Genomic DNA, 24,523 nt, shown 5'->3' with positions numbered 1-24,523 from the left:
GAGTCGACCCCTAAGGCGAGGCCGAGAGGCGTAGTCGATGGGAAATTGGTTAATATTCCAATACTTCTGTGTAATGCGATGAGAGGACGGAGAAGGTTAAGTCAGCCTGGCGTTGGTTGTCCAGGTGGAAGACAGTAGGCATGCATCTTAGGCAAATCCGGGGTGCTCTATGCTGAGAGTCGATAGCAAGCTGTACTTGTACAGTGAAGTGGCTGATACCATGCTTCCAGGAAAAGTCTCTAAGCTTCAGTTACACAGGAATCGTACCCGAAACCGACACAGGTGGTCAGGTCGAGTAGACCAAAGCGCTTGAGAGAACTCTGCTGAAGGAACTAGGCAAAATGGTACCGTAACTTCGGGAGAAGGTACGCTGCTGACGGTGATGGGACTTGCTCCCTGAGCGGTTGGCAGCCGCAGAAACCAGGCCGCTGCAACTGTTTATTAAAAACATAGCACTCTGCAAACACGAAAGTGGACGTATAGGGTGTGATGCCTGCCCGGTGCTGGAAGGTTAATTGATGGGGTTAGCGTAAGCGAAGCTCTTGATCGAAGCCCCAGTAAACGGCGGCCGTAACTATAACGGTCCTAAGGTAGCGAAATTCCTTGTCGGGTAAGTTCCGACCTGCACGAATGGCATAATGATGGCGGCGCTGTCTCCAGCAGAGGCTCAGTGAAATCGAAATCGCTGTGAAGATGCAGTGTACCCGCGGCTAGACGGAAAGACCCCGTGAACCTTTACTGCAGCTTGACATTGAACTTTGACCTTACTTGTGTAGGATAGGTGGGAGGCTTTGAAGTTGGAACGCTAGTTCCAATGGAGCCGTCCTTGAAATACCACCCTGGTAATGTTGAGGTTCTAACTCTGCCCCGTAATCCGGGGCGAGGACCATGTCTGGTGGGTAGTTTGACTGGGGCGGTCTCCTCCTAAAGAGTAACGGAGGAGTACGAAGGTGCGCTCAGCGTGGTCGGAAATCACGCGTAGAGTATAAAGGCAAAAGCGCGCTTAACTGCGAGACCCACAAGTCGAGCAGGTACGAAAGTAGGTCTTAGTGATCCGGTGGTTCTGTATGGAAGGGCCATCGCTCAACGGATAAAAGGTACTCTGGGGATAACAGGCTGATACCGCCCAAGAGTTCATATCGACGGCGGTGTTTGGCACCTCGATGTCGGCTCATCTCATCCTGGGGCTGAAGCAGGTCCCAAGGGTATGGCTGTTCGCCATTTAAAGAGGTACGCGAGCTGGGTTTAGAACGTCGTGAGACAGTTCGGTCCCTATCTACCGTGGGCGCTGGAAATTTGAGAGGATCTGCTCCTAGTACGAGAGGACCAGAGTGGACGAACCTCTGGTGTACCGGTTGTGACGCCAGTCGCATCGCCGGGTAGCTATGTTCGGAAGGGATAACCGCTGAAAGCATCTAAGCGGGAAGCCTACCTCAAGATAAGATTTCCCTAGGAATTTATTCCTCTAAAGAGCCGTTCGAGACTAGGACGTTGATAGGTTGGGTGTGGAAGTACGGTGACGTATGAAGCTGACCAATACTAATTGCTCGTGAGGCTTGACTATACAACACCCAAACAGTTGTTGTATTCAAGATAAATTCAATACATAACTTGATTTAGTGAAGAAACTAGTTACAATACAGACCAATTTAACTAATCCGTTAATAACTCTTTCGGTACTAAGTGGCAAAACGTAAGACCACCGAAAGCCAAAACAGTTTGCTGGCGACAATAGCAAGAGTGAACCACCTGATCCCTTCCCGAACTCAGAAGTGAAACCTCTTAGCGCTGATGGTAGTGTGGCACTTGCCATGTGAGAGTAAGTCATCGCCAGCTTTTAAATACTAAACACCCCCATTCGTATGAGTGGGGGTGTTTTTTATTGCATAGTTAAAAATATTGCACATAGTTGTAGTATATTTCGCTCATATATAAAACAAATACTATTTAAAGAGCAAATATGGTTTATAAGTTAAGTGATCAGTTAGATCATATTGGTAACCCCCAATATATTTTTGAGGCTTATAAGGAATACTTAAACACAAATCGAAATAAATTCCCAACGAGCGTATTAGATATTCTTGCTTCTGAACGTTGGTTTGGAGGGAGTGGTTCAGCAGCACCATATTATTGTGAGTTACATACTGTTGAAGTGATTGATTTTGGAAAAGAAACAGCTCATCTTATACTTACATTAATAAAAAAAGATCATCGAGATTATGGAGAAAAACCTTTTCAGCTTAGATTGATTTATCAGGGTTTGCTAGAACTCGATATTCCTTATCAAAAGGATATTTCAATTAATCCCTTTATGTGGCGTTATGATGAGTTTTTATTTTTTGATCCATGGAATAGTTATGGACATAATGAGAAAATGTTCACGCATCATATTGAATGGGTGGGGAAACATGTTTGGTCTATTACTGCGAAACAGATTGTTGCTACATGGGAAGATCTATAAAAGAGTATTAATTTTTTAAATTTAAAGAATGACTATGTCAATAAAATTGTAAAATAGACAATATAATTTTAATTCATTTATTAATCAGGGATATAGATGAATTGAATAAGTTTATACAACATATCTTTTTACTCATTGAGCTTAAAATTTAGTTATTGTTGATATTAGATATTTGTATGCATTGGGTCGTCGCTGAAACCTATTCTTTTCCTTATGAAGCTCAAATCGCAAGAACTCAGCTCGAGGCGATGGCGATTCCTGCACGTATTGAAAATGAACATACAATCAATATGGATTGGTTATATTCTAACGCACTTGGCGGTGTTCGTTTACTTGTACCTCAAGAGTATCTAAGTCTAGCTCAAAGTATTCTTGCTCAAGATTTTAGTCAAGATGTAGATCAAATTCTTGGTTCTGAACAGATAAGTTGCCCTCAATGTGGCAGTACGGAAGTAGAGCCTTATACACAAGGAAAAAAGCCGGCGTATTTAGTTTTTCTGTTGATTGGCTTTCCATTGTTTTTCTATAAGAATGGAATGAAGTGTAAGAAATGCCAGTACTTTTGGAACTAACTTATTTTAAGCATAGAGTTTTCACAATAATCTTATATGATTTGCCAATTTGAATCAAAATCAAAAGACTAGCCTTAATTGAGGTAGAGAAAAACACGCAATCGATTGATTGGGTGAGTAGCTTCACTGTGATACATATTGTTGGATAGGGACGATCTTCGTTGGTGCTGTGAACATAGAACAGTATTTTTAACGAAAATATCTTTTATTTGAGTGATATTTAATTCATGCTGCGTATGCTTGATTCAAGTAAATGTATACAAAGTGCTATAAAAAACAAAAAAGAGAGAAAAGATGAGCAAGAAAAAACAGTTAGATAGTGTACAAACAGCAGCATTGTTGGAAATATTGAAAAATCGTTTTGAACAGAATATGCAAAGACATCCGGGTTTAGTTTGGTCTGATGTTGAAAATCAATTAAAATATCAGCCAGAAAAATTATGGTCACTGGATCAAATGGAAGTTACAGGTGGAGAGCCTGATGTCGTTGTGATTGAAGCTGATTCATCTGAAATTATATTTTATGACTGTTCCATTGAAACGCCGAAAGGACGTAGAAGCCTTTGCTATGATCGTGCTGCTTTGGATGCGCGTAAGGAACATAAACCTAAAAATAATGCGATTGATGTCGTTGAGACAATGGGTGTTGAACTTTTAACTGAAGCGCAATATAGACAGTTTCAAGAAATTGAAAATTTTGACTTGAAAACTTCTAGTTGGGTAAAAACACCAGAAGATGTTCGTACCTTAGGTGGTGCAATTTTCTGTGATAGCCGTTATGGTCGTGTATTTACTTATCATAATGGTGCGCAGTCTTATTATGCGACACGAGGTTTCCGCTGTCGTTTAAAAATAAAATAAGCTCTGAAACTCCATATTAAATGATAAGAAATAAGGTCTTTTTAGGTATGATCTTTGCCAAGCGCTTGCTTGGTTTGTTGTGTTTTGCTACCTTAGTGATCACTAAATATTCTAAAACAATGATCGATACTCGCTAGGAAGCAGAAAATGCAATTAAATCCAATGTATTACAATGAACAACATCAAGCTTTTGCTGACAATGTCCGTCGTTTTGTACAAAAAGAAATGACGCCATTTGTGAATGAATGGGATGAAGCTGAAACATTTCCTAGAGAACTCTATAAGAAAGCGGCTGAAATTGGTTTGTTGGGCTTAGGTTTTGGAGAAGAATATGGTGGAATTCCTGATGCTGATCCATTTTATTCTCTATTAGCTGGTGTTGAAATGGCGAAGGCAGGATCTGGTGGCGTACATATTTCTTTGATGGTTCATACTATTGGAGCACCGCCGATTCAGCATTTTGGTAGTGAAGAATTAAAAGCCAAAGTATTGCCAGATATTATTTCAGGTGAAAAAATTTCAGCATTGGCGATTACTGAGCCTGGCGGTGGTTCAGATGTAGCAGCATTGCAAACCAAAGCCGTTCGTGATGGCGGTTATTATATTGTATCAGGTGAGAAAACCTTTATTACATCAGGTATTCGTGCGGACTATTACACGGTTGCCGTTCGAACTGATCTAACCAAAACAGGTGCAGAAGGTATTTCGATGTTACTTATCGATGCACATAGTGACGGTATTACCAAAACACCATTAAAGAAAATGGGATGGTGGGCCTCTGATACTGCGCATTTACATTTTGATCAAGTTCGAGTGCCAGTGTCCAACTTGTTAGGTCGAGAGAATGCAGGTTTTAAAGTGATTATGAATAACTTTAATATGGAGCGGTTTTTCTTGGGAGTGGTGGCTTATGGTTACGCACAAGTGTGCTATGAAGAGGCTTTAGATTGGGCTCAACAACGTAGGACTTTTGGTAAGCGTTTAGTTGATCATCAAGTCGTTCGTCATAAATTAGTAGATATGGCAACTCAATTGACAATCACACGAGCTTTGCTTGAAGAAACAGCTTGGAAAATGACGCAGCCTCAATTGCAGGGTGCTGATCTCGTTGCTCAGATTTCTATGCTTAAGAATGTTGCGACTCGTACTATGCAGTTTTGTGCGGATGCAGCCGTTCAAACACTGGGTGGTATGGGCTTTATGCGTGGAACGAAGTCTGAACGTATTTATCGTGAAGTGAAGGTCAACATGATTGGCGGTGGTGCGGAAGAAATCATGAAAGATTTGATTAGTAAGCAGTTGGGTTATTGAACCTATTCGATACATCATTGAAAGTGCGGTTAACACACCGCACTTTTTTATTTAACGTTTATTCTAGTTCAGCGAGTTCTTCTAAAGAGATCTGACGGATTTCAAAGATGGGTTGTTTCAAAAATGAATTCAGCGTTTTGATATCAATAAACTTTATGTTATCTAGTGCAATACCTTCAATACTGTCTTTTTCCGCATCGTAATGAATATCTGGAGTTTGTTCGATGAATTGTTTGAATAACAGTGGACTATCGCTTAACTCTGCAAGTGGTTTGTCCATCAAAGCTTCAAATTCATAGTCCATCGCATAAATATTGGCTTCCCACGACACATCACTAAAGTTCTCATCTTGACTTGAAATAATGCTACCAGTTTCATAACCTGTGAAATAGTCTTCTTCAGAGTTGATCCAGAGTACATAGCAAGGTTGTGTCGCATCGATTTCTAAGAGTTGATACCAGACAATACCTGAAATTTTGGCAAACTCGAAAGCATCATCTTCATTGAGTTTTGGAATTTCTCCATCATCAATATTAAATTTTTTGCCTGTTTTTTCTAATACAAAAGCTTCAAGTTTTTCATAGATTTCATCATCTACTTCGCCATTACCGATGTCATAATTACATAGTTCATCATAATATAAGCCTTCGATAACCAAAGCTTTGTATGCCTTTTCCGCTTCTGCTTTATCCGTATAAATCTGTTTAATTGACCCAGTTGAAACGCAATTGGTCAGATGCCATTCATCGTTGTAAGCAAAATCATTTTGACGAATCACGTATTGGATATTACTCATTTTTATTTCCCCTTAAGTTAAGCGATTTTCATTTTTAATTCTTGCAATTTGACTGCACTCGGTGGTGCGGCCATCCCATTATCCATCCACAGTTCAAAACGCATTGGATTGAAAAAGAAGTCTGGACTGATATCAAAATCAATCAACTTGGCTTCGCTTTTTCCCATCATTGGTAAAATAGTATTGATAAACCAACTATTGTGCGTAATCAGTAAGGACTTTAATTGACCGGTCACTGATAATGGAGAGAGTAATGTAGCTGACAGCTTTGGGTCATCAATAACATCAGCGTGGAATTTCTCTAGGCGTTTCGCTAGTCCATCTGAGGGGATATCCTGCATTGCTGCAACAAAGTCTCCGATCGTTGGAATAAAACGATGGTGGAAATCGACCAGCAAATGATCTTTTTCGCATAAGTCTTTGACTTCGATACTTTGGCCTGCACTATTTTCAAAGTGGTGTCCAAAAATCGGAATAATCACTTCTTGCACGCCCCAAAAAGTATGCAAGATACGATGGCGATTGTCAGTGCATAGCATTTTGGTGCTGTCGATTAAAGCGTGAATATCAATATAATCTTCAAGCTCGCCCCCACGACGTTTCACCGAAATATTGGCATGTTGGACTGGATTCATTTTTGCATTTTTATAATCATTGATGTTTCTGAAAAATAGCAGTTTTTTAGGCAAACGCAAATAGAATGAATGGGCTAAACGTTAAGTTATGTCGTGATTAAAATGTAAGTAGTTTTTAGAAGGCTTGATATTTTTGATCTGTCCAATCTGTATTTAAAATTGCCCAACGCTCATGGTCTTTCCATGCTTTTCCACCGACTCGAAGATATTGGCGAGAGAAGCCTTCTTTCACAAAACCTGCATTTGCGGCAAGGCGAATAGAGGACAGATTGTCTGGTTGAATATTGGCTTCTAGTCGATGTAGATTCAGTGTTTGAAATGCTTCTTTTAGAACCAGTTGAAGCCCATGTCGCATATAGCCTTGTCCTGTATAAGGATAAAAGGCTTCATAACCTAAATAGGCAGAATGAAAATAACCTCGAATAATATTTGAGATATTAAAAGTGCCTACAATGGCATTATTTTCTATTAAACAGACAAAATAACGATGTTCTTGAGTGAGATACTGTTCAAAGTCGGTTGGTGGGTAAGTCCAAGGTTGATGAAGTTGAATACTATTTTGATAGGCGAGTTTAATTTCTGCTAAATCATTTGGTTGAGGTTTGCGTAAATAGATAGCACTCATTTAATCGCCATTTCCCAAACCATTTCAGTCAACTCATCAATTTTGACTTTACCTTCTGGTCGATACCAAGTCACAGTCCAAGAAATAGAACCACCAACTAAACGACGCCAGATAAAAGCATCATGTTTAACTTTACCGAGTGCGCGTAATTTATCAATGACATCGAGCCAAACTTGCTCATATTCATTGCGCATTTTTAAAAGATAATCTTGTTTTTCTTTAGAAAGGGCAAACCATTCATGCACAAGTACCGCCATAGCTGCGCCAGTATCACCTGCAATCGAAAGTAATTCAGCTTTAATTAAATGACGTAATTGCTGTTCTGGATCATTTGAGCGTTCAGCTGCTTCTTTTAAACGGGCAAAATTATAAATAATGGTTTGTTCCATTACGGTCGCAAGAATTTCATCTTTACTTTTAAAATGATGAAATAGGCTGCCAGATTGGATACCAATAAATTCACCGAGTTGGCGTACGGTGGTTTTGTCATAACCTTGTTTATAAAACAGATAGGCAGCACCTTGCAATAAACGCCCGCGTGGAGTGTCATCAAAACAAACAATTTTGGGTATTTGCTCAATTGAAGTTGCGATCATGCCGATTTTTCTATCCCGTCTCATCTAAAGTGTATTGTAACAAAATTCATTTCATGAATTGTCTTATCTTTTTATAACAAGCATTTGCCTGTATTTGTCTCATTTTGCCAATACAGCATATCATTATGCACTTTACAAACCAAGCACTTGCTTGGTAATGTTAAGTAGTTTTTAGCAATAACAATGAGAAAGCGCATGACAAGTGTCAAACAGGATGAGCAGAGGGTAATCAAAATAGGCTGTGCATCAGGATTTTGGGGGGATACCAATACTGCTGCATTTCAACTCGTGCATTTGAGTGACATCGATTATCTAGTCTTTGATTATTTGTCAGAAATCACCATGTCGATTATGGCAAAAGCGATGATGACTGATCCAAATCATGGTTATGCACTAGACTTTGTTAGCCGCGTCATGTCGCCGCTGCTCAATAAAATTGCTGAGAAAAAAATAAAAGTAATCAGCAATGCAGGTGGGGTGAATCCACTGGCTTGTCGTGATGCGTTACAGAAAATTATTGATGAAAAAGGTTTAGATTTAAAAGTTGCTGTGGTTCTAGGTGACAATGTATTACCTAAGCACACTGAATTACTCAAGCAAAATGTGCAAGAAATGTTTAATGGAGGCGCTTTACCAGCACATGTTGCTAGTAGTAATGCGTATCTCGGTGCAGTTGCGATTCGTGATGCACTAGATTTAGGTGCTGATATTGTGATTACTGGGCGTGTGGTTGATTCGGCGGTTGTGCTTGCCCCATTATTGCATGAATACAAATGGTCACTTGATGATTATGACAAGTTGGCACAAGGTTCATTGGCAGGACATGTCATTGAATGCGGCGCTCAATGTACAGGTGGGAATTTCACCGATTGGCGTTTAGTGCAAGGCTTCGACAATATGGGCTTTCCAATTGTCGAAGTCAGTGAAGATGCTTCATTTATTGTGACGAAACCACAAGGCACAGGTGGACTGGTTTCAAATGCAACGGTGGCAGAACAAATTGTCTATGAAATTGGCAATCCGCAGGCTTATTTACTTCCTGATGTGACGGCTGATTTTAGCCAAGTGCATTTAGAACAAATTGATGAAGATCGAGTCAAGGTGACTGGTGCAACAGGTCGAGCACCAACACAACAATATAAAGTTAGTGCCACTTATGCCGATGGTTATCGTGTGTTAGTGAGTTTTTTGATTGCTGGGCGTGAAGCACCTGAAAAAGCACAGACTATCGCTGATGCCATTATCAACAAATGTGAACGCGTTTTGGCTTTACGTTCTGTGCCACCTTTTAGTGAAAAATCTATCGAAATTTTGGGTATCGAAAGTACCTATGGATCTCATTCTCGAATTCAAGAAAGCCGTGAAGTTGTGGTCAAAATTGCGGTCAAACACATGTTTAAAGAAGCCTGTATGTTCTTTGCTTCAGAAATTGCACAGGCATCAACAGGGATGGCTCCTGCATTGGCTGGGATTGTCGGTGGGCGTCCTAAAGCTTCGGCAGTGGTGAAGTTGTTCTCTTTCTTAATTGATAAAGATCAAATTAAGGTTGAAGTTGATTTTGCAGGGCAACGTCATCCAGTGCAGATTCCAACAGGTTCTGCCGATCAAGCATTTACTCAACATCCTGTGGGTGAGGTCGCAGTTTATCAGGGTGATGAAATTGAGGTGGCTTTAGTTGAAGTTGCACATGCGCGTAGTGGTGATAAAGGCAATCATAGCAACATTGGCGTAATCGCCCGCAAAGCAGAATATTTGCCGTGGATTCGTGCTGCTTTGACTGAGCAGGCTGTGGCAGATTATATGCAGCATGTACTTGATCCAGATAAGTCAAAAGTGATTCGTTATGAACTGCCTGCCATGAATGCATTAAATTTCATGTTGGAAAATGCCTTAGGTGGTGGTGGTATCGCTAGTTTACGTATTGATCCACAAGGCAAGGCATTTGCTCAGCAATTGTTAGATATGCCAGTAAAAGTACCAGCGAAATTGTTAGAAAAATAAGTAAGGAATGTAAATCAAATGGGTTATCAATCAATTTTCAGGACAGATGCATTTGCTGACAAAGTGGTGATCGTCACAGGTGGTGGATCTGGTATTGGCCGTTGTACTGCACATGAGCTGGCATCTCTGGGTGCTCAAGTTGTGATTACAGGTCGAAAAATCGAAAAGTTAGAAAAAGTCAGCCAAGAAATTATTGAAGATGGTGGCAAAGTCCATTTCATCGTCTGTGATAATCGTGATGAAGAACAAGTCAAAAACATGATTGCTGAAGTGATTGAAAAGTTTGGCAAGTTAGATGGTTTGGTGAATAACGCGGGTGGTCAGTTTCCTTCTGCATTAGAGAATATTTCTGCCAATGGATTTGATGCTGTCGTACGTAATAACTTGCATTCAACTTTTTACCTGATGTGTGAAGCTTATAACCAGTGGATGGCAAAACATGGTGGCAGTATCGTCAACATGACCGCAGATATGTGGGGTGGGATGCCGGGAATGGGGCATTCGGGTGCAGCACGTTCAGGTGTCGATAACCTAACCAAAACTGCTTCTGTAGAATGGGGGAAATCAGGTGTACGTGTCAATGCGGTTGCACCGGGATGGATTATTTCATCTGGGATGGATAACTACAGTGGTGATTTTGCCAAAGTAATCATTCCAAGTTTAGCTGGCAATGTTCCATTAAAACGCATGGGAACAGAATCAGAGATTTCATCTGCCATTTGTTATTTGCTTTCCGATGCAGCGGCTTTTGTTTCAGGTGTGACTTTACGTATTGATGGTGCTGCTTCGCAAGGGACACGCATGTATCCATTGGCAGATGCAACAAATAATGAAGCCTTTAATGGCTTCCATCGCGCATTTATACCAGACATATTTAAAACAGATGGAGAAGAAAAATGAGCATTCTCCAATCTGAAATTGCGGTGGGTAGCGAACAATATGAACAAAATCGAGAGGCTTTATTAGCACAACTTGCTGAGGTCCGTGCGGTTCAGCAAAAAAGTATTGATAAATCTTATGCGGCAAAGCCGAAATTTGATAAGAAAGGCAAAATTCTACCGCATGAACGAGTGCGCTTACTGCTTGATGCAGACTCTCCATTTGTTGAGCTTTGTAGTCTTGTCGGCTACAACATGCATGATGATAAAGATGGCTCAGAAGCGGGTGGTGGCATCATTGCAGGAATCGGATTTGTCAGTGGTGTTCGTGCTTTAGTGACTGCCAGTAATAGTGCAATCAAAGGCGGTACGATGTCGCCAATGGGCGTACAAAAAACCTTACGTTTACAAAAGATTGCCCTTGAACAAAAATTGCCGATCGTCACACTGACTGAAAGTGGTGGCGCGAACCTCAACTATGCTGCTGAAGTATTTACTTATGGTGGCATGACCTTTGCTAATCAGGCACGCATGTCTGCGGCCGGGATTCCGCAAATATCAGTTGTTCATGGTAATGCTACTGCAGGTGGCGCGTATCAACCCGGTTTATCGGACTATGTGATTGCAGTTCGCAAACAAACTGAAATGTTGTTGGCAGGTCCGCCATTGTTGTTGGCGGCAACAGGTGAAGTTGCAACGGCTGAGGAACTCGGTGGTGCAGAAATGCATACCCAAGTATCAGGTGTTGCTGAGTATTTAGCTGAAAATGATGCCGACGGTATTCGACTTGCTCGCGAGATTTTTGAGCATTTAAACTGGAAAGAGCAGACCTCAACGCTGAATCATAATTATAAAGAACCGCGTTTCGCACCTGAAGAATTGCTTGGCATCATTCCTAAAGATCCAAAACAGCCTTTCGACATGAAAGAGATCGTGGCTCGTATTATTGATGATTCAGATTTCCTTGAGTTTAAACAGGAATACGATGCTTTAACAATCTGTGGTTGGGCGAAAATGGGTGGGATACATATTGGCATTATTACCAATAATGGTCCAATTACGCCGCAAGGTGCGGTAAAGGCTGCGCAGTTCATTCACCTCTGTGAACAGACGCAACGTCCGCTGTTATTTTTGCATAACACCACTGGTTTTATGGTTGGAACGGATGCTGAGCAAAATGGAATTATCAAACATGGCTCTAAATTGATTCAGGCAGTTGCCAACGCCACCGTGCCGAAAATTTCTATTGTCATCGCTGGTTCTTATGGCGCAGGCAACTATGCCATGTGTGGGCGTAGTTTATCGCCTGATTTTATCTTTGCTTGGCCGAACTCACATGTTGCTGTGATGGGTGCGGCGCAAGCGGGCAAGGTGTTAAGGATCGTTGCTGAGGGGAAACAAAAAGCTTCAGGGATGGAACCAAATCCACAAATGTTGGATTTCCTTGAGCAAAGTACCTCGATGAAACTAGAACAACAGTCGACTGCTTTATTCAACACAGCAATGTTGCATGACGATGGGATTATCGATCCAAGAGATACCCGTAAAGTATTGATCTTTTTGCTACAAACGATTTATGAAGCACAGCAACGTGAGTTAAATCCAACACGTTTTGGTGTGTCGAGATTTTAAGAAATCTCCCCTAACCCCTCTTTTTAAAGAGGGGGACTCCTCCCTTTTGAAAAGGGAGTCTGAGAGGGATTTATGAAATTAAATTTAAGGAAAAAACAATGAAATTTACCGCAGAGCATGATGCATTACGCCGTACAGCACGTCAGTTTGTAGAAAATGAACTGAATCCATTTATTCCTGAATGGGAGGAAGCAGGGCGTTTTCCAATTCATGACGTCTTTAAAAAAATGGGCGATTTAGGTTTATTAGGTATTTGTAAGCCTGAGGAAAATGGCGGTTTAGGTCTCGATTATTCTTATAACCTTGTGGTCGCAGAAGAGTTAGGGCGTGCTGCATGTGGTGGGGTGCCATTGGCCATTGGGGTGCAAACCGATATGGCAACGCCTGCACTGGCTCGTTTTGGCAATCAGGAATTACGAGATGAGTTTTTAAATCCTGCAATTCGTGGTGAATATGTGGCATCGATTGCCGTGTCAGAAGTTCATGCTGGTTCTGATGTTGCAGCAGTAAAAACGACAGCAAAAAAAGATGGAGATGATTACATCATTAATGGCAGTAAGATGTGGATCACTAATTCACTACAAGCAGATTTCTTTTGTTTACTTGCCAATACCTCAGATGACAAACCGCATGTTAATAAATCGATGATTATTGTTCCAGCAAAAACGGCAGGGATTAGTTTTTCAGAACCGCTCAATAAATTGGGTATGCGTTCAACCACAACAGCTCAAGTCTATTTCGACAATGTTCGTGTACCGCAGCGCAATCTTGTGGGTGCTGAGGGCATGGGCTTTATGATGCAAATGATGCAGTTCCAAGAAGAACGGATGTGGGCGTGTGCCAATGCCATTGGTGGTTTGGAAAATGTGATTAAACAAACCATTGATTACACAAAAGATCGTACTACTTTTGGTCAGCCGCTCATTAACAATCAGTATGTGCATTTCCGTTTTGCTGAGTTGATGACCGAGGTCGAAGCACTCAAAGCACTCACTTATCAAGCTTGTGAGCAACACATCGCAGGCGAGAATGTCACCATGTTGGCGTCGATGGCGAAACTCAAAGCAGGACGTTTAACTCGTGAAGTTGCTGATAGTTGCTTACAGTACTGGGGTGGAAATGGTTTTATGTGGGATAACCCAGCGTCACAACTTTATCGTGATGGTCGTTTAGGCTCGATTGGTGGTGGTGCAGATGAAATCATGCTCGGAATCATCTGTAAATTGATGGATATTTTGCCGAAGAAACAGAAATAAAATAGGAGAAGAAAAATGACACTTTCAACTTCTCTTACTGATCTACAGGTTGATGACAGCATCCAACTTGAACAACACGGTAGCATTTTAACACTTTGGCTCAATCGACCTGAAAGTCGTAATGCCATGAGTGTAAATATGGTCAATGCCATTCAACAGGTATTTACCCATATTGAGAATGATACCTCGATTCGCGCTGTCATTTTACGTGGTCAAGGTGGTCATTTTTGTGCTGGTGGTGACATTAAAGATATGGCGGCATTGCGTCTCGAAGCAGCCAATGTCGGCAGTTTAAAGCCTTATGTGGATTTCAATCGTCGCTTTGGTGCCATGATTGAACAAGTTGATCAAGCTCCGCAAACGGTTGTTGCAATTTTAGAAGGGGCAGTGCTCGGCGGTGGCTTTGGTCTAGCATGTGTCTCTGATATAGCGATTAGTCGTGATAATGCTCAGTTTGGTTTGCCCGAGACTGGTTTAGGTGTTTTGCCAGCGCAAATCGCACCGTTTGTGGTGAAACGAATTGGACTGACTCAAGCACGTCGTTTGGCATTGTTAGGTTTACGCTTTAATGGTGAAACTGCACAGAAACTAGGGGTTGTGCATGATGTGGTGCATGATGAAACTGAACTTGAGCAGTTACTCAGTGAGGCCATACAACAGATCAAACGTGCTGCACCTTTAGCCTCCCGAAATACCAAAGCACTGTTACATCGTACTTTGAACGAACCTTTAGAGTCTTTACTTGATGACGCTGCACAGCAATTTGCGCAAGCAGTCGGTGGGGCAGAGGGGCAAGAAGGTACGATGGCATTTATTCAAAAACGTTTACCAACTTGGACTGAAAAATAATGAAATTTTCAAAAGTTTTAGTCGCAAATCGTGGTGAGATTGCTGTTCGTGTGATGCAAACCGCAAAAGCGATGGGTTATCAAACAGTCGCTGTGTATTCAGATGCCGATGCCAATGCTCGTCATGTTCAGGTTGCTGATGAAGCGGTTTATATTGGTGAATCTAAAGTTTCAGCATCTTATTTATCGATTGCCAATATTATTGATGCTTGTAAAAAAACAGGCGCAGATGCCGTACATCCGGGTTATGGTTTCTTATCTGAAAATACCGATTTTGCTCAGGCTTGCAGCGACAATGGCATAACTTTTATTGGGCCAAATGCTGCTGCAATTCATCTGATGGGAAGTAAACGCTTATCTAAAATTGCCATGATTGAAGCAGGTGTTCCTTGTGTTCCGGGTTATGAGGGAGATCAGCAAGAGATTGAATACTTGGCTGAGCAGGCTGAAAAAGTTGGTTTTCCTTTGATGGTTAAGGCCTCAGCGGGTGGTGGTGGTCGCGGTATGCGACTGGTTCATCAATCTGCTGATTTACTAGAGGCATTAAAAACAGCACGTTCAGAAGCAGAAAATGCCTTTGGTTCTGGTGAGCTGATTATTGAAAAAGCCGTGATTTCGCCGCGTCATGTGGAAATCCAAGTCTTTGGTGATATGCATAGCAATTATGTCTATCTATTTGAACGAGATTGTTCGATTCAACGCCGTCATCAAAAGGTTGTTGAAGAAGCACCTTGTCCAGTAATGACGCCTGAATTACGTCAAAAAATGGGTGAAGCAGCTGTTGCTGCCGCGAAAGCTTGTGATTATATCGGCGCGGGAACGGTTGAATTTTTGTTGGATCAATCTGGCGAATTTTATTTCTTGGAAATGAATACGCGTTTACAGGTTGAACATCCTGTCACTGAGATGATTACGGGATTGGATTTGGTAGAATGGCAACTCCGTGTTGCCAATGGTGAAACTTTACCACTGCAACAACATGAACTGACTTTAAATGGACATGCCATCGAAGTGCGTTTATATGCAGAAGATCCGCGTCAGGACTTTTTGCCGCAAACAGGCAAAGTATTACGTTGGCAACCTGCTGGCTCTGATGGAATGCTACCGAATGTTCGTATTGATCATGGTATGTTAGAGGCGGGCGAAATCAGTCCGTTTTATGATCCAATGGTGGCGAAGGTGATTGCCTATGGTAAAACCCGTCAAGATGCGATTCGTTTATTAGCGCGTGCAGTAGATGATTGCGTGCTACTTGGTGTAAATAGCAATAAACAATTTTTAGTGAATTTATTACGTCACCCTATTATTGTGGCAGGCGATACCAATACAGCATTTATTCAACAGCATTTTCAGGATGATGTGAGCTTGCATCAACAAGTTCCAAGCATTGAAAGTCTAGCTATTGCAGCAACATTATTTGCACGACACAAGGCTTTAAAAACGGCATGGCAAACAGGTATTGCAACGCCGTTACCATTAAAGTTGAAATGTGCAGATCAACAATTGTCACTACAAGTCGAGATGGATCAGCAGCAAGTCACCGTGCGATTATGTGATCAACACTGTACGATTCAGGTTGTAGAAATAACGGATAATCAGATCATCTATAACGTAGATGGTGTGCGCCGTAAATTGAGTTATGTACTTGATCAAAATCAACTCTATTTAGATGCGGCAAACGGTAATTTAGTGATTGAAAATATCACCTATGCCGCGCCTGAAGCTGCTGAAGTGGCGGGTGATGGTAAAATTCGTGCACCGATGGATGGAGCAATTGTGAATCTATTGGTCAATGCTGGAGACACGGTTGTTAAGGGGCAAACCTTATTGATTTTGGAAGCCATGAAAATCCAGCAACAAATCAAGTCGGATGTGGATGGGGTTGTGGATGAGTTGATCGGGCAAATTGGGCAGCAAGTGAAAAAACGACAATTGTTGTTGAATGTCTCAATTACATAAAACCGAATAATTAAAAAGCTAGGCTAGACCTAGCTTTTTAATAGCTTTTCTACTGCTTTTAAGGAGTTGCTGGAGTTACCTTTTAATTCTTGAGTTGCAAACTCTGCTAGAGCTTGCTCATGCGCTAGTAAATATTGAAGAAACACTTGAGTTTGAGTATCCGCATGTTGATTCATTCGCTCAAAAGTTTGCATAAAAGGTTTTGTACCCTGTTTAAGCAAATGCATTGCAACTTTCCAAGGAAGTTTTGCCATCGCAATACCAGAGGCCTTGGCTTGTAATCTAATATGTGGTCGGATTTTTGCTGTTTGATTATTTTGAATCAGAAATTGCTGTAATTTGTATAAGGTTTGAGTTTCTAATTGGGCCAAAACTTGCCACCTATGTTGTTGCTCCTTATCACGACAATGTTTTGCTGCATTAATAAAAATCAATTCACCTAAGATTTCTGATTCTAATGCGATATTTAAGTCATGTTGAAATTTGGGGTAATTCATTCCATTGATTTCCAAAAAGAGGTGATGGGATATCACAAGCTAATTTTTCAAATGTTAGCAGTATAGGAAAAAATGGAATATGGTGAAATAGTCGCCACCCAAGTCGCTGGATGGCGCGAAAGCTAAGGAAACATTTTCAGTCTTAAATTTTCTAATCGTGTTTCATATTGCTGTTGCCATTCAGTGCTTGAAAGCTGAGTCTTTAATGGCTCCATATCTTGCTGTAATTGTTTTAATGCTTGTTGATATTGATCAACTTTTTGCTGCTGTTGACCTTCACGTTGTTCTTTAAGTTGCATATCAACCTGTTCTTGTTTGGTTAAATAACGCTCTTGTAAAGTCTGCTTTAATCGTTCTGTTTCAGCAGGATTACTTGAGTTTTGATGGAGCAAACGTAACGCTTGTTCATATATGCCAATTTTACTTTCCTGTTGAACTGCATCTGGATATTGTTGCTGTAATTCATCAAAGGCTTTAAGACGTTGTTCCGTGCTAAGGCTCGAATTATTTACCAAGTCATTGTAAGCAAATCGGTAATCTGCATATTGACGTTCTTGTCCAAAACCAAGTTTGGCTTCGGCTTGTCCTAAGGTTTGTTCTCTTAGTTTCCAGATCTGATTAAAGCGTTCCTTAGGCGATAAGCTTGTTGAGAGAACTGTACTTTGCATTTGCTGTTCATATTGCGGCATACGCTGTAATAAATTTTCAACTAAATGCGCAAATTTTTGATCAGGATAATTGGCTAAAGCTTTGGCAAGCGCAGCATTGCAATCCTGAACTTTACAGCTTGCTTGAAAATCAGTTAAGAACTGAGTGATATTTCCTGGTTGTTGCTGCAACAGATGTAATTGTTTTGATAAAGATTCTTGAAGAAGCTCATCCTGAGTTTTATTTTGCATCGTCTCATTCATTGAATGTTGTGATGAATCTGTAGAAGCTATTGTGGATTTGGTTTGCTGGATTGCAGCGGAAGAGGCGGTGCTCTTCCAAACTACAACCCCGACCAAGACCACTAAAACAATAATTATTGTCAGTAATAGTCTTTTGTTCATACCGTTTTCCGAAGTTTAAGGACTGTAATTAAATTGTCCCATTACAGGGAAGTGGTCTGATAAATCCCAAGTCATATAAAGTGGATCAGCAGTCGTACGTAAAATACGAACATCATTGCGTGATTGGATCGGTTGACGATGTGTATTTGAAGCAACGATATAATCGAGGTATTCGACAGCTGTACCACCTGAACCTGCTGCACCAGCCAATTTATTGACACGAGGATCAAAAGTTGATGCCGTATAACCTGTGCTTGGAGCTGCGGTTGCATTGAGGTTCATCAACATATTTTGATAGTCTTGAGGCCATAACAATTTATTGACGTTGAAGTCACCACCCATCAATACAGCGTCAAAACTTGGAACATTTTGCTGATTTACAAGTTGGCGAATTTGCTGGAATTGAACTTGACGTAGCGCACGAGCTTCATCCGTATCAAACGATGCGGTATGCGTTGAAGTCACATGGTACGCCTTACCATTTTTAATGATTTCAGCATATAGCACGCCTTTGTCTGCAAAACAGTCTGTTCCAGTACAATCTGGGTAAATAAATTGTGCTGTTTTCACAATAGGATATCGGCTCACGATAACTAAACCGCTATCAAATAGGTTATAGCCTGAACCTACAGGGATATGTGTTTGATATGGATACTGTTGTGCAAGTTGATTTAACATACCCGTACGAGAAGAGGCAAATGCTTCTTGCATCATAATCACATCATAACCACTTAGATGATTTGGAAGCTCTGCTAAACGCTCACTAATTTTACTCGCAACCATTGGTAAAGCGTAAATGTTATACGTCAATACCTTTAATTCATCTGCACTCGCAGAGACTGGTTCTTGTACAGTATTTTGGTGGATCGTGTAATGGAAATCATCATAACCACCTGTGTATTCAGCCTTTACAGCAGCTTGAGCTGATAAGCCAGCATAGTTGGTATTGATACGATGTACATCACGATCAGAATACCAAGGAGAAGTTGTAGATGCTGTTTGGATGCCATGTTTAATTGAGCTGCCAGACCAAGTGCCAGTCATGGTTTGTTTTAGTGTCACTTGTGAATTACCACTTGTGACTACAGTATCAAAATTATAAGTTTTACCTGACTTTAAACCTGTATAACGGTTCATACGAAGAACACGTTTAGTCTCATAAGGTGCAATTTGAGTGGCTTCTTGAGCCCATTCATTTCCCTGTTCTAAAATGTCGGTCCCTGTATGGTTTACTTGTATTGATACAGTTTGTGGTGTGGTATTTGTGACAAAAACATAAGAATCAGCGAGCGCATCTTGCATTGCAAAACCACTCACCATTAACGCTACCCCTGCGCCTAGTTTTAAGCTCTTCAGCTTCATTTTTCTCTCTCCATAGTGCATAAAGTCTACGAACAAAGAACAATCAAAGTTATAAAATATTCATTATTGAAAAAATGATGATTGTTATTTGTTCGAAATTTATATTAGTGAAAATTTGTTTCTGATTCATGTAAATTTTTGACCACTCATCTGAACTAATTGCTTAATAATTATTGTTTTTTACTATTATTGTGATTTATTTTGCTTTTGTATCTTTTTTAAAGAAAAAAAATACTCAATAATTTTCTTAAATGAAAATTACTGGGGTGTGAGTTTATCAATCTTTTGTTTTAAATTTTATGAAAAGTAGTGTTATTACAGAAAATTGAAAAGAACTTTTATAACGAGCAAGAATGAAAAAACCGACAGCCTTGACCACTGTCGGTTCTTAATAATAAAGAAAAAAGTGTTATGTTTGATCAGCAGCGACAATTGCAGCACTTGCTTGCTTTAAGCTGTAAAGTAATTGACCGAGTAAAACATCTTTATTGCTGAGTGTTACCATTACCATTGGATGATGTGGGGCGGGGATGGATGTTAAAATTGCTTTTCCATTCTCAGCATCTAACGTAATGCTCTGGCAGCCAGTCAGCTGGATTTCATTTAAAAACGCGCTTACCATCGCCAAAATAGAGCTACTTACCGCAGCGAGTTTAGTACTATTGTATGGATTCTTCTTATAGATAGAAGTCAGCTCAAATCCATCGGTCGAGCAGAGCATAATATAATCAATCCCACGGATATTGGTGATGACCTCATTGGCTTGAGCTTTAGCCAATTGAATAAGTTCAGTTGGCGCTGTACGTTGTTGACTCGGAATGCTGAACATAATTTTTCTCTTTTATAAAGTAATTAATTTGTTGCTCTGAGATTCACTTCAAGTGCTGCAATAAGTGATTCAACCATCAGCAAAATGTGTTCTTGTTTTCTAGCATCAATAAAAAATAAAGGGTATTGGTAGTCGTTTTGGATCAACCAATCTCGATAAATTGAAATAGGTTGCCCTTTGTTCTCATCTACATGAGTGATACCAATCGAGATATTTTTTGTATAGTCTTTAAATGTATCTAAATATCCTTCGAGTTCTTCGAGAGGAACTGTACTGTTATGATCAACTAGAATAATTGCACCGAGTGCTCCTTGGCAAATTACTGGCCAAATAAAGTCGAAACGCGCTTGTCCAGGCGTGCCATACAATCCTATTTTTGCACCATCGTCTAATGTAATTTCACCATAATCAATGCCGACTGTAGTTTGCATTTTATTATGAGCCTGACTATCTGTATTGAATGCTTCGGTCGCAAGTACAGGAATTTCAGAGAGAGATTTAATTGCTTCAGTTTTACCTGCACCCATGCTTCCTGCAAATACGATTTTATATTGTTGGAGAATCATAGAATTCCTTAAAGCCCAAATCGGCGTCTGATTTTGCCGAAAAATTTATTTAAAAAGCCGTTTTGTTCAGCGGATTGTTCATCTGTTTCTGATTTTAAATAATGGCTGTCTGATGCTGAAATAATACCGCCGTTATTGGATGCAATACAGGCAGCAATAAATTGTTGAACCGTTTGAATAGGAAGTTTTAATTGAGTTGCGACTTGAGAGAGTTGAGCTCCTTGTATAAAACATGCTGCGAGTAAAAGTGTTGTTTTGCGATCAGCACTTTGAGCGGGCTGTGGCCAATATTCGATTTTAAAGCATTCATTTTCGCTAGGAGCGAGTTGCTGAAACTCCAAAGAATGCCAAAAAAGATTCCATAACCAATCTTGTAGGTCGTACTCAACCTTACGAGACACTTTGGTAAAGTCAGAGGTCGTTGCAAAGCTGTAATTGAAGCTATGATTGGTTTGAGTTTGTGTTCTCGTCGGCTCCAACCAAGCAATTTGGCTGCGTGTATCAATAATTGCTAGCGTGCCATGATCATCAAAAAGATGTAGCCGAGCATTCTCAGGATTTAACATGTCGTTAAGAAATTTCTCATTTACAACATGATGTGTCGAAACCTCTTCTTTTACTTTAGGTTGTTGTGATTGTTGATGTGACAAATAGCTAAGCAGTCGAAGATGAATCCAGTTTTTTAAAGCATCGGTTTGTTGGAATGGCAAATAAAGTGTGTTGTTTTCCTCAATGTTGCAAGCACCTTGAGCTTTAGAAACTTTTAAGCATGGTAATTTTTTTTCTTCGATAATACGTTGGATACCTTCGGTATCAAAAAAATTTTCGTTTATTAATAATAAGTCTATATTTGGATCGGCAATATTAATCCAGTTAATTCCAAATTCATTCGGTATTGTTTTTCTAAGTTCTATTTTTAATTCATCTGAAACTTTTAAACTTATACCTGAAATTGCGATATTAATGCAATGTCCATTCATAGTATCACTTTAATATTTTATAAAACATTGGACTGCACAACTTTAGTCTTAATACTAAAGACTAATAATAGACTGCTTGTATTATTTTAAATTTACTTACTGGTCAAATAAATAAAATTAAAATATATACAAGAAGTCTAATATATTAAAGATTCTGCAAAATTAATTAAGCAAAGTCTAATTCTTTCTCGAAAGTTTTAAGTTCGTGGCGAGCCATCGCTAGGTTAGATTTAGTACGGTCTAAAACGAGGTAGAGAAACAGATTGCCATTGCTTTCTAATGGACGGATTAAGTGATATGCCTTACCAAGTGTAATCAGGATATCTTCGATGTCATCGTTGAGTTTCAATGAGTTGGCAACACGGCGTTTTGCTCGAATAACCTCGGTATTACCTGCAGCTGCTAATTCTAAGTCGATTGCACCCCCACCTTGTGTTGCCAGCGCCAAACCGCTTTCTGTGTCTACTAACGCTGCTGCAACGAAACCATCAATATTTGTCAAGCTTTCTAATGAAATTTTAGCCATGATATTATCTCTACTAATACATCTTGTTTATGAATTTATATTCCCTACTTTTGTTTTAGATTATTCTTCAAAAGCAGTTAATTTCATTATAGGAAACTCTTTTATTAAATCAATCATGTTTGAAAATAATTAAAATCACAGCAGTGCTATTAATTGACAATTTTTGTCAATAAAACGTTTTAAAGTGGAAAGTGGGGATATTATTTTTAATTTTCTGTGATTTTATTCACAGTAATATTTTATTTTAAGTAGGGTTTTTGATTGTAAATAAATGTAAAATATTTTTTGTTAAAATGTTTTGAACTAATATTTAAATAAATTTAAAAATATTATAAGTGTATGATAGAAAAAGCATTTGTACTTTTCCTATCATCGTCTTTAATAAATTAATGCCCGATTAATTGACTATATGAGCAATAGAGTGACAGCAAAATGACCAATGCAACGATTGGGGAAAGCAGGTAAGACCAGCCTGGGATACTTGGTTGTTCAACGTCAAGTTCTTCTGCGTGATGAACGTTAGGCTGTGCTTGATTAACCATTTGATTGAACTCCTGCATGGTTGCTTCTAAAGAGATTTCTTCTTGTTCGATTGGTTTGGAACCGATGAGCTCAGTGAGCTGATTGGTCGACCAAACCCAATCTTCTGCTTGGCCAGAAAGATGTTCAACTTGTCCTAATAACAACTCTGCTAAGCCTGTTTGACCAAAGTTACCTGTCTGATCCAACTGATTTAATTCATTGAACTGTAAGCTCACAATCTCAGAAATACTGGATTCTTGCTCTGATGCAGTTAATTTCGATTGGTTCTTTGCAGAGGTTGTTAGATGGCGTGCAATTTCTTGAATATAAAGCGGATCAGTCGCTTTAATTTCTTGATATAGCTTTTGTGGATTTTGTTTCCAAAGACTAATTAACTGACCTAATGTCAGCGCATTGACTTCATCAACAAATGCACACTTCTCTTTGGGCGAGTGTGTGCTAAAAAGTTGCGGTTTTTGAATTTTAATTTGTTCAGAAAAATACTGAACTAAGTCAAATGCCATCTCGGACGTCCTCTTTTATTTTTAATCTAAGATTCTTAAAGACGGCTTCTTCTTGCTCGGTTCCGCCTCTTGTTTAGTTTCATCTGTTTGCGTAATTGGTTGCTCTTGAATATCTTCATATTCACTTGGATCGAAAAATAATCCTTGACCATTTTCACGTGCATAAATACCGAGAACTGCTCGAATTGGCACATAAATTTCTTTGGCTACACCACCAAAACGCGCTGAAAAAGTAATTGCATCATTACTCATGTGTAATTGATGAATTGCATGAGGAGCTAAATTTAAAACGATTTGACCATCTTTCACAAATTGTTGAGGAACTTCAGTATTCGGCTGAGTCGCGTCAACTAATAAATATGGTGTTAGTTGGTTATCGCAAATCCATTCATAAATGGCACGAGCAAGATACGGGCGTGTTGGAGAAAAAGTGATTTGCTCAGACATAATTTATAAACTTGTTAAATCGTTGAAATGAATTCATTGTAGCTGTTTTTTTCTTGAGCTGTCATTGATTTAATGAAAGAAGGTCGGCTAAAGATACGATGACAATACAAGAAAATAGGTCGACAGTGTTGTTGTGGTAACTCGATTCCCATGCTTTTTAAGCGCAAGAAGATCGGGGCTAACATACAGTCCAAAATTGAAAAGGTTTCAGACATAAAAAAGGGAAAGTGTTGAAATAGTGGAGTCAATGAAATCAGCGTATCTCTTAATTCTTTTTGCGCTTTTTGCTTTTGAGTTAAATCTAATGTATCTGCATGTCGAAGCATACTGTCTGCAAGCTTGAACCAGTCTTGTTCAAAACGCCAAATATACTGTCTTTGTTCTGCTCTTGCCATAGGAGCATCGGCATAAAGTTTATTCTGGCGATAGCGGTCATCTAAGTATTCTGCAATCACATTCGGAGAAAATAGCTTTAGATTTTGCTCAATTAACATTGGCAACTGATTGTATGGATTGAGATCAGCCAAATCCTCATCTTCATGGTCTGTGAGAATCAGATGGTATTTGATTTGTTTTTCAGCAAGCAAAAAACGAATCCAGTGCGAACGGAAATCATCGGCATGACTATACAATGTGATGCCTTGAACAGGGCTTGGGGGATTTTCTAAAGACATAAATCCGAAAAATTATGATTGACTGTTTAGAATACTAAAATTAACGTTGGAAATCACTTAAAGCTTAAGAATATGATGATTCAAATAAATCTAATATTCAATAAATTCAAAGA

At 39.7% G+C, this 24,523-nt stretch carries 24 protein-coding genes, 1 rRNA gene and 3 other annotated features; of the genes, 11 read left to right on the top strand and 14 right to left on the bottom strand.

The annotated features are described in order from the left end of the window. Positions 1-304 (top strand) — a sequence feature (23S ribosomal RNA rRNA prediction is too short). Between the two features lie 4 nt (positions 305-308). Next, positions 309-670 (top strand) — a sequence feature (23S ribosomal RNA rRNA prediction is too short). Positions 671-679: 9 nt separating this feature from the next. After that, positions 680-1,551: a sequence feature (23S ribosomal RNA rRNA prediction is too short), on the top strand. Positions 1,552-1,721: 170 nt separating this feature from the next. From rrf to F959_RS03095, 5 genes are all read left to right on the top strand, one after another. Continuing rightward, a 5S ribosomal RNA gene (gene rrf, locus F959_RS03115) occupies positions 1,722-1,836 on the top strand. 124 nt (positions 1,837-1,960) lie between these two features. Beyond that, on the top strand, positions 1,961-2,461 hold the full coding sequence (locus tag F959_RS03110; RefSeq protein ID WP_004877474.1) for a hypothetical protein: 501 nt from the start codon (positions 1,961-1,963) through the stop codon (positions 2,459-2,461). A gap of 176 nt (positions 2,462-2,637) precedes the next feature. Further along, positions 2,638-3,033, top strand: coding sequence for a putative signal transducing protein (locus F959_RS03105; RefSeq protein WP_004877471.1), 396 nt, complete (start codon positions 2,638-2,640; stop codon positions 3,031-3,033). A 294-nt stretch (positions 3,034-3,327) separates the two neighbouring features. Beyond that, positions 3,328-3,894: a DUF4256 domain-containing protein gene (locus tag F959_RS03100; protein ID WP_004877469.1), complete on the top strand. Its 567-nt coding sequence runs from the start codon at positions 3,328-3,330 to the stop codon at positions 3,892-3,894. Positions 3,895-4,041: 147 nt separating this feature from the next. Further along, complete coding sequence (locus tag F959_RS03095) at positions 4,042-5,205, top strand: acyl-CoA dehydrogenase family protein (RefSeq protein WP_004877467.1); 1,164 nt, start codon at positions 4,042-4,044, stop codon at positions 5,203-5,205. A gap of 58 nt (positions 5,206-5,263) precedes the next feature. Here the strand turns inward: F959_RS03095 and F959_RS03090 are convergent, their stop codons facing one another. From F959_RS03090 to F959_RS03075, 4 genes are all read right to left on the bottom strand, one after another. Further along, positions 5,264-6,001, bottom strand: a complete 738-nt coding sequence (locus F959_RS03090; protein ID WP_004877465.1) for a hypothetical protein — start codon at positions 5,999-6,001, stop codon at positions 5,264-5,266. Positions 6,002-6,018: 17 nt separating this feature from the next. Then, complete coding sequence (locus F959_RS03085) at positions 6,019-6,636, bottom strand: DUF6915 family protein (protein WP_004877463.1); 618 nt, start codon at positions 6,634-6,636, stop codon at positions 6,019-6,021. Between the two features lie 115 nt (positions 6,637-6,751). Continuing rightward, positions 6,752-7,261, bottom strand: coding sequence for a GNAT family N-acetyltransferase (locus F959_RS03080; RefSeq protein WP_004877462.1), 510 nt, complete (start codon positions 7,259-7,261; stop codon positions 6,752-6,754). Then, complete coding sequence (locus tag F959_RS03075) at positions 7,258-7,857, bottom strand: TetR/AcrR family transcriptional regulator (RefSeq protein WP_017196745.1); 600 nt, start codon at positions 7,855-7,857, stop codon at positions 7,258-7,260. The genes F959_RS03080 and F959_RS03075 overlap by 4 nt, the downstream gene beginning before the upstream one ends. A 195-nt stretch (positions 7,858-8,052) precedes the next feature. On the opposite strand from F959_RS03075, the gene F959_RS03070 reads away from it, so the two are divergent. The 6 genes from F959_RS03070 to F959_RS03045 all read left to right on the top strand — a co-directional run bounded on the left by F959_RS03070 (position 8,053) and on the right by F959_RS03045 (position 16,431). Continuing rightward, a complete protein-coding gene (locus F959_RS03070; RefSeq protein WP_004877459.1) occupies positions 8,053-9,858 on the top strand; it encodes an acyclic terpene utilization AtuA family protein in 1,806 nt (601 codons plus the stop codon). Between the two features lie 18 nt (positions 9,859-9,876). Further along, complete coding sequence (locus tag F959_RS03065; protein ID WP_004877456.1) at positions 9,877-10,758, top strand: SDR family oxidoreductase; 882 nt, start codon at positions 9,877-9,879, stop codon at positions 10,756-10,758. Continuing rightward, positions 10,755-12,368: an acyl-CoA carboxylase subunit beta gene (locus F959_RS03060; protein ID WP_004877454.1), complete on the top strand. Its 1,614-nt coding sequence runs from the start codon at positions 10,755-10,757 to the stop codon at positions 12,366-12,368. Before F959_RS03065 ends, F959_RS03060 begins: the two co-directional genes overlap by 4 nt. A 98-nt stretch (positions 12,369-12,466) precedes the next feature. Continuing rightward, the gene (locus tag F959_RS03055; RefSeq protein ID WP_004877452.1) at positions 12,467-13,624 is read left to right on the top strand and encodes an acyl-CoA dehydrogenase family protein; all 1,158 of its coding nucleotides are present in this window, start codon (positions 12,467-12,469) and stop codon (positions 13,622-13,624) included. A 15-nt stretch (positions 13,625-13,639) separates the two neighbouring features. Then, positions 13,640-14,473 carry an enoyl-CoA hydratase/isomerase family protein gene (locus tag F959_RS03050; RefSeq protein ID WP_004877451.1) on the top strand — a complete coding sequence of 278 codons (834 nt, stop codon included), beginning with the start codon at positions 13,640-13,642 and terminating at the stop codon, positions 14,471-14,473. Further along, the gene (locus F959_RS03045; RefSeq protein ID WP_004877449.1) at positions 14,473-16,431 is read left to right on the top strand and encodes an acetyl/propionyl/methylcrotonyl-CoA carboxylase subunit alpha; all 1,959 of its coding nucleotides are present in this window, start codon (positions 14,473-14,475) and stop codon (positions 16,429-16,431) included. The genes F959_RS03050 and F959_RS03045 overlap by 1 nt, the downstream gene beginning before the upstream one ends. Before the next feature lie 29 nt (positions 16,432-16,460). On the opposite strand, the gene F959_RS03040 is transcribed toward F959_RS03045, so the two are convergent. The 10 genes from F959_RS03040 to F959_RS02995 form a co-directional block, all read right to left on the bottom strand. Further along, positions 16,461-16,928: a hypothetical protein gene (locus tag F959_RS03040; RefSeq protein WP_004877448.1), complete on the bottom strand. Its 468-nt coding sequence runs from the start codon at positions 16,926-16,928 to the stop codon at positions 16,461-16,463. A gap of 122 nt (positions 16,929-17,050) precedes the next feature. Beyond that, on the bottom strand, positions 17,051-17,980 hold the full coding sequence (locus F959_RS03035) for a lipase secretion chaperone (RefSeq protein WP_004877446.1): 930 nt from the start codon (positions 17,978-17,980) through the stop codon (positions 17,051-17,053). Positions 17,981-17,995: 15 nt separating this feature from the next. Beyond that, entirely contained in the window at positions 17,996-19,342 is a 1,347-nt protein-coding gene (locus tag F959_RS03030) for a sphingomyelin phosphodiesterase (RefSeq protein ID WP_004877444.1), read from the bottom strand. A gap of 409 nt (positions 19,343-19,751) precedes the next feature. Continuing rightward, on the bottom strand, positions 19,752-20,171 hold the full coding sequence (locus F959_RS03025; RefSeq protein WP_004877442.1) for a roadblock/LC7 domain-containing protein: 420 nt from the start codon (positions 20,169-20,171) through the stop codon (positions 19,752-19,754). Between the two features lie 23 nt (positions 20,172-20,194). Next, entirely contained in the window at positions 20,195-20,737 is a 543-nt protein-coding gene (locus F959_RS03020; RefSeq protein ID WP_004877440.1) for a GTP-binding protein, read from the bottom strand. An 8-nt stretch (positions 20,738-20,745) separates the two neighbouring features. Continuing rightward, a complete protein-coding gene (locus F959_RS03015) occupies positions 20,746-21,717 on the bottom strand; it encodes a hypothetical protein (protein WP_004877438.1) in 972 nt (323 codons plus the stop codon). Between the two features lie 166 nt (positions 21,718-21,883). Continuing rightward, positions 21,884-22,243, bottom strand: a complete 360-nt coding sequence (locus F959_RS03010; protein WP_004877436.1) for a roadblock/LC7 domain-containing protein — start codon at positions 22,241-22,243, stop codon at positions 21,884-21,886. A 386-nt stretch (positions 22,244-22,629) separates the two neighbouring features. Then, positions 22,630-23,289 (bottom strand): hypothetical protein, encoded by a 660-nt coding sequence (locus F959_RS03005; RefSeq protein ID WP_004877434.1) that lies wholly within the window; start codon positions 23,287-23,289, stop codon positions 22,630-22,632. A gap of 21 nt (positions 23,290-23,310) precedes the next feature. After that, positions 23,311-23,736: a ClpXP protease specificity-enhancing factor gene (locus tag F959_RS03000; protein ID WP_004877433.1), complete on the bottom strand. Its 426-nt coding sequence runs from the start codon at positions 23,734-23,736 to the stop codon at positions 23,311-23,313. 14 nt (positions 23,737-23,750) lie between these two features. Next, a complete protein-coding gene (locus F959_RS02995) occupies positions 23,751-24,410 on the bottom strand; it encodes a glutathione S-transferase N-terminal domain-containing protein (protein ID WP_004877431.1) in 660 nt (219 codons plus the stop codon). Between the last annotated feature and the right edge of the window lie 113 nt (positions 24,411-24,523).

The organism is Acinetobacter venetianus RAG-1 = CIP 110063, assembly GCF_000368585.1.
Taxonomy (GTDB): Bacteria; Pseudomonadota; Gammaproteobacteria; order Pseudomonadales; family Moraxellaceae; genus Acinetobacter; species Acinetobacter venetianus.
The sequence above is the reverse complement of the archived record's forward strand: the minus strand, read 5'-3'. Positions and strand labels throughout refer to the sequence as shown.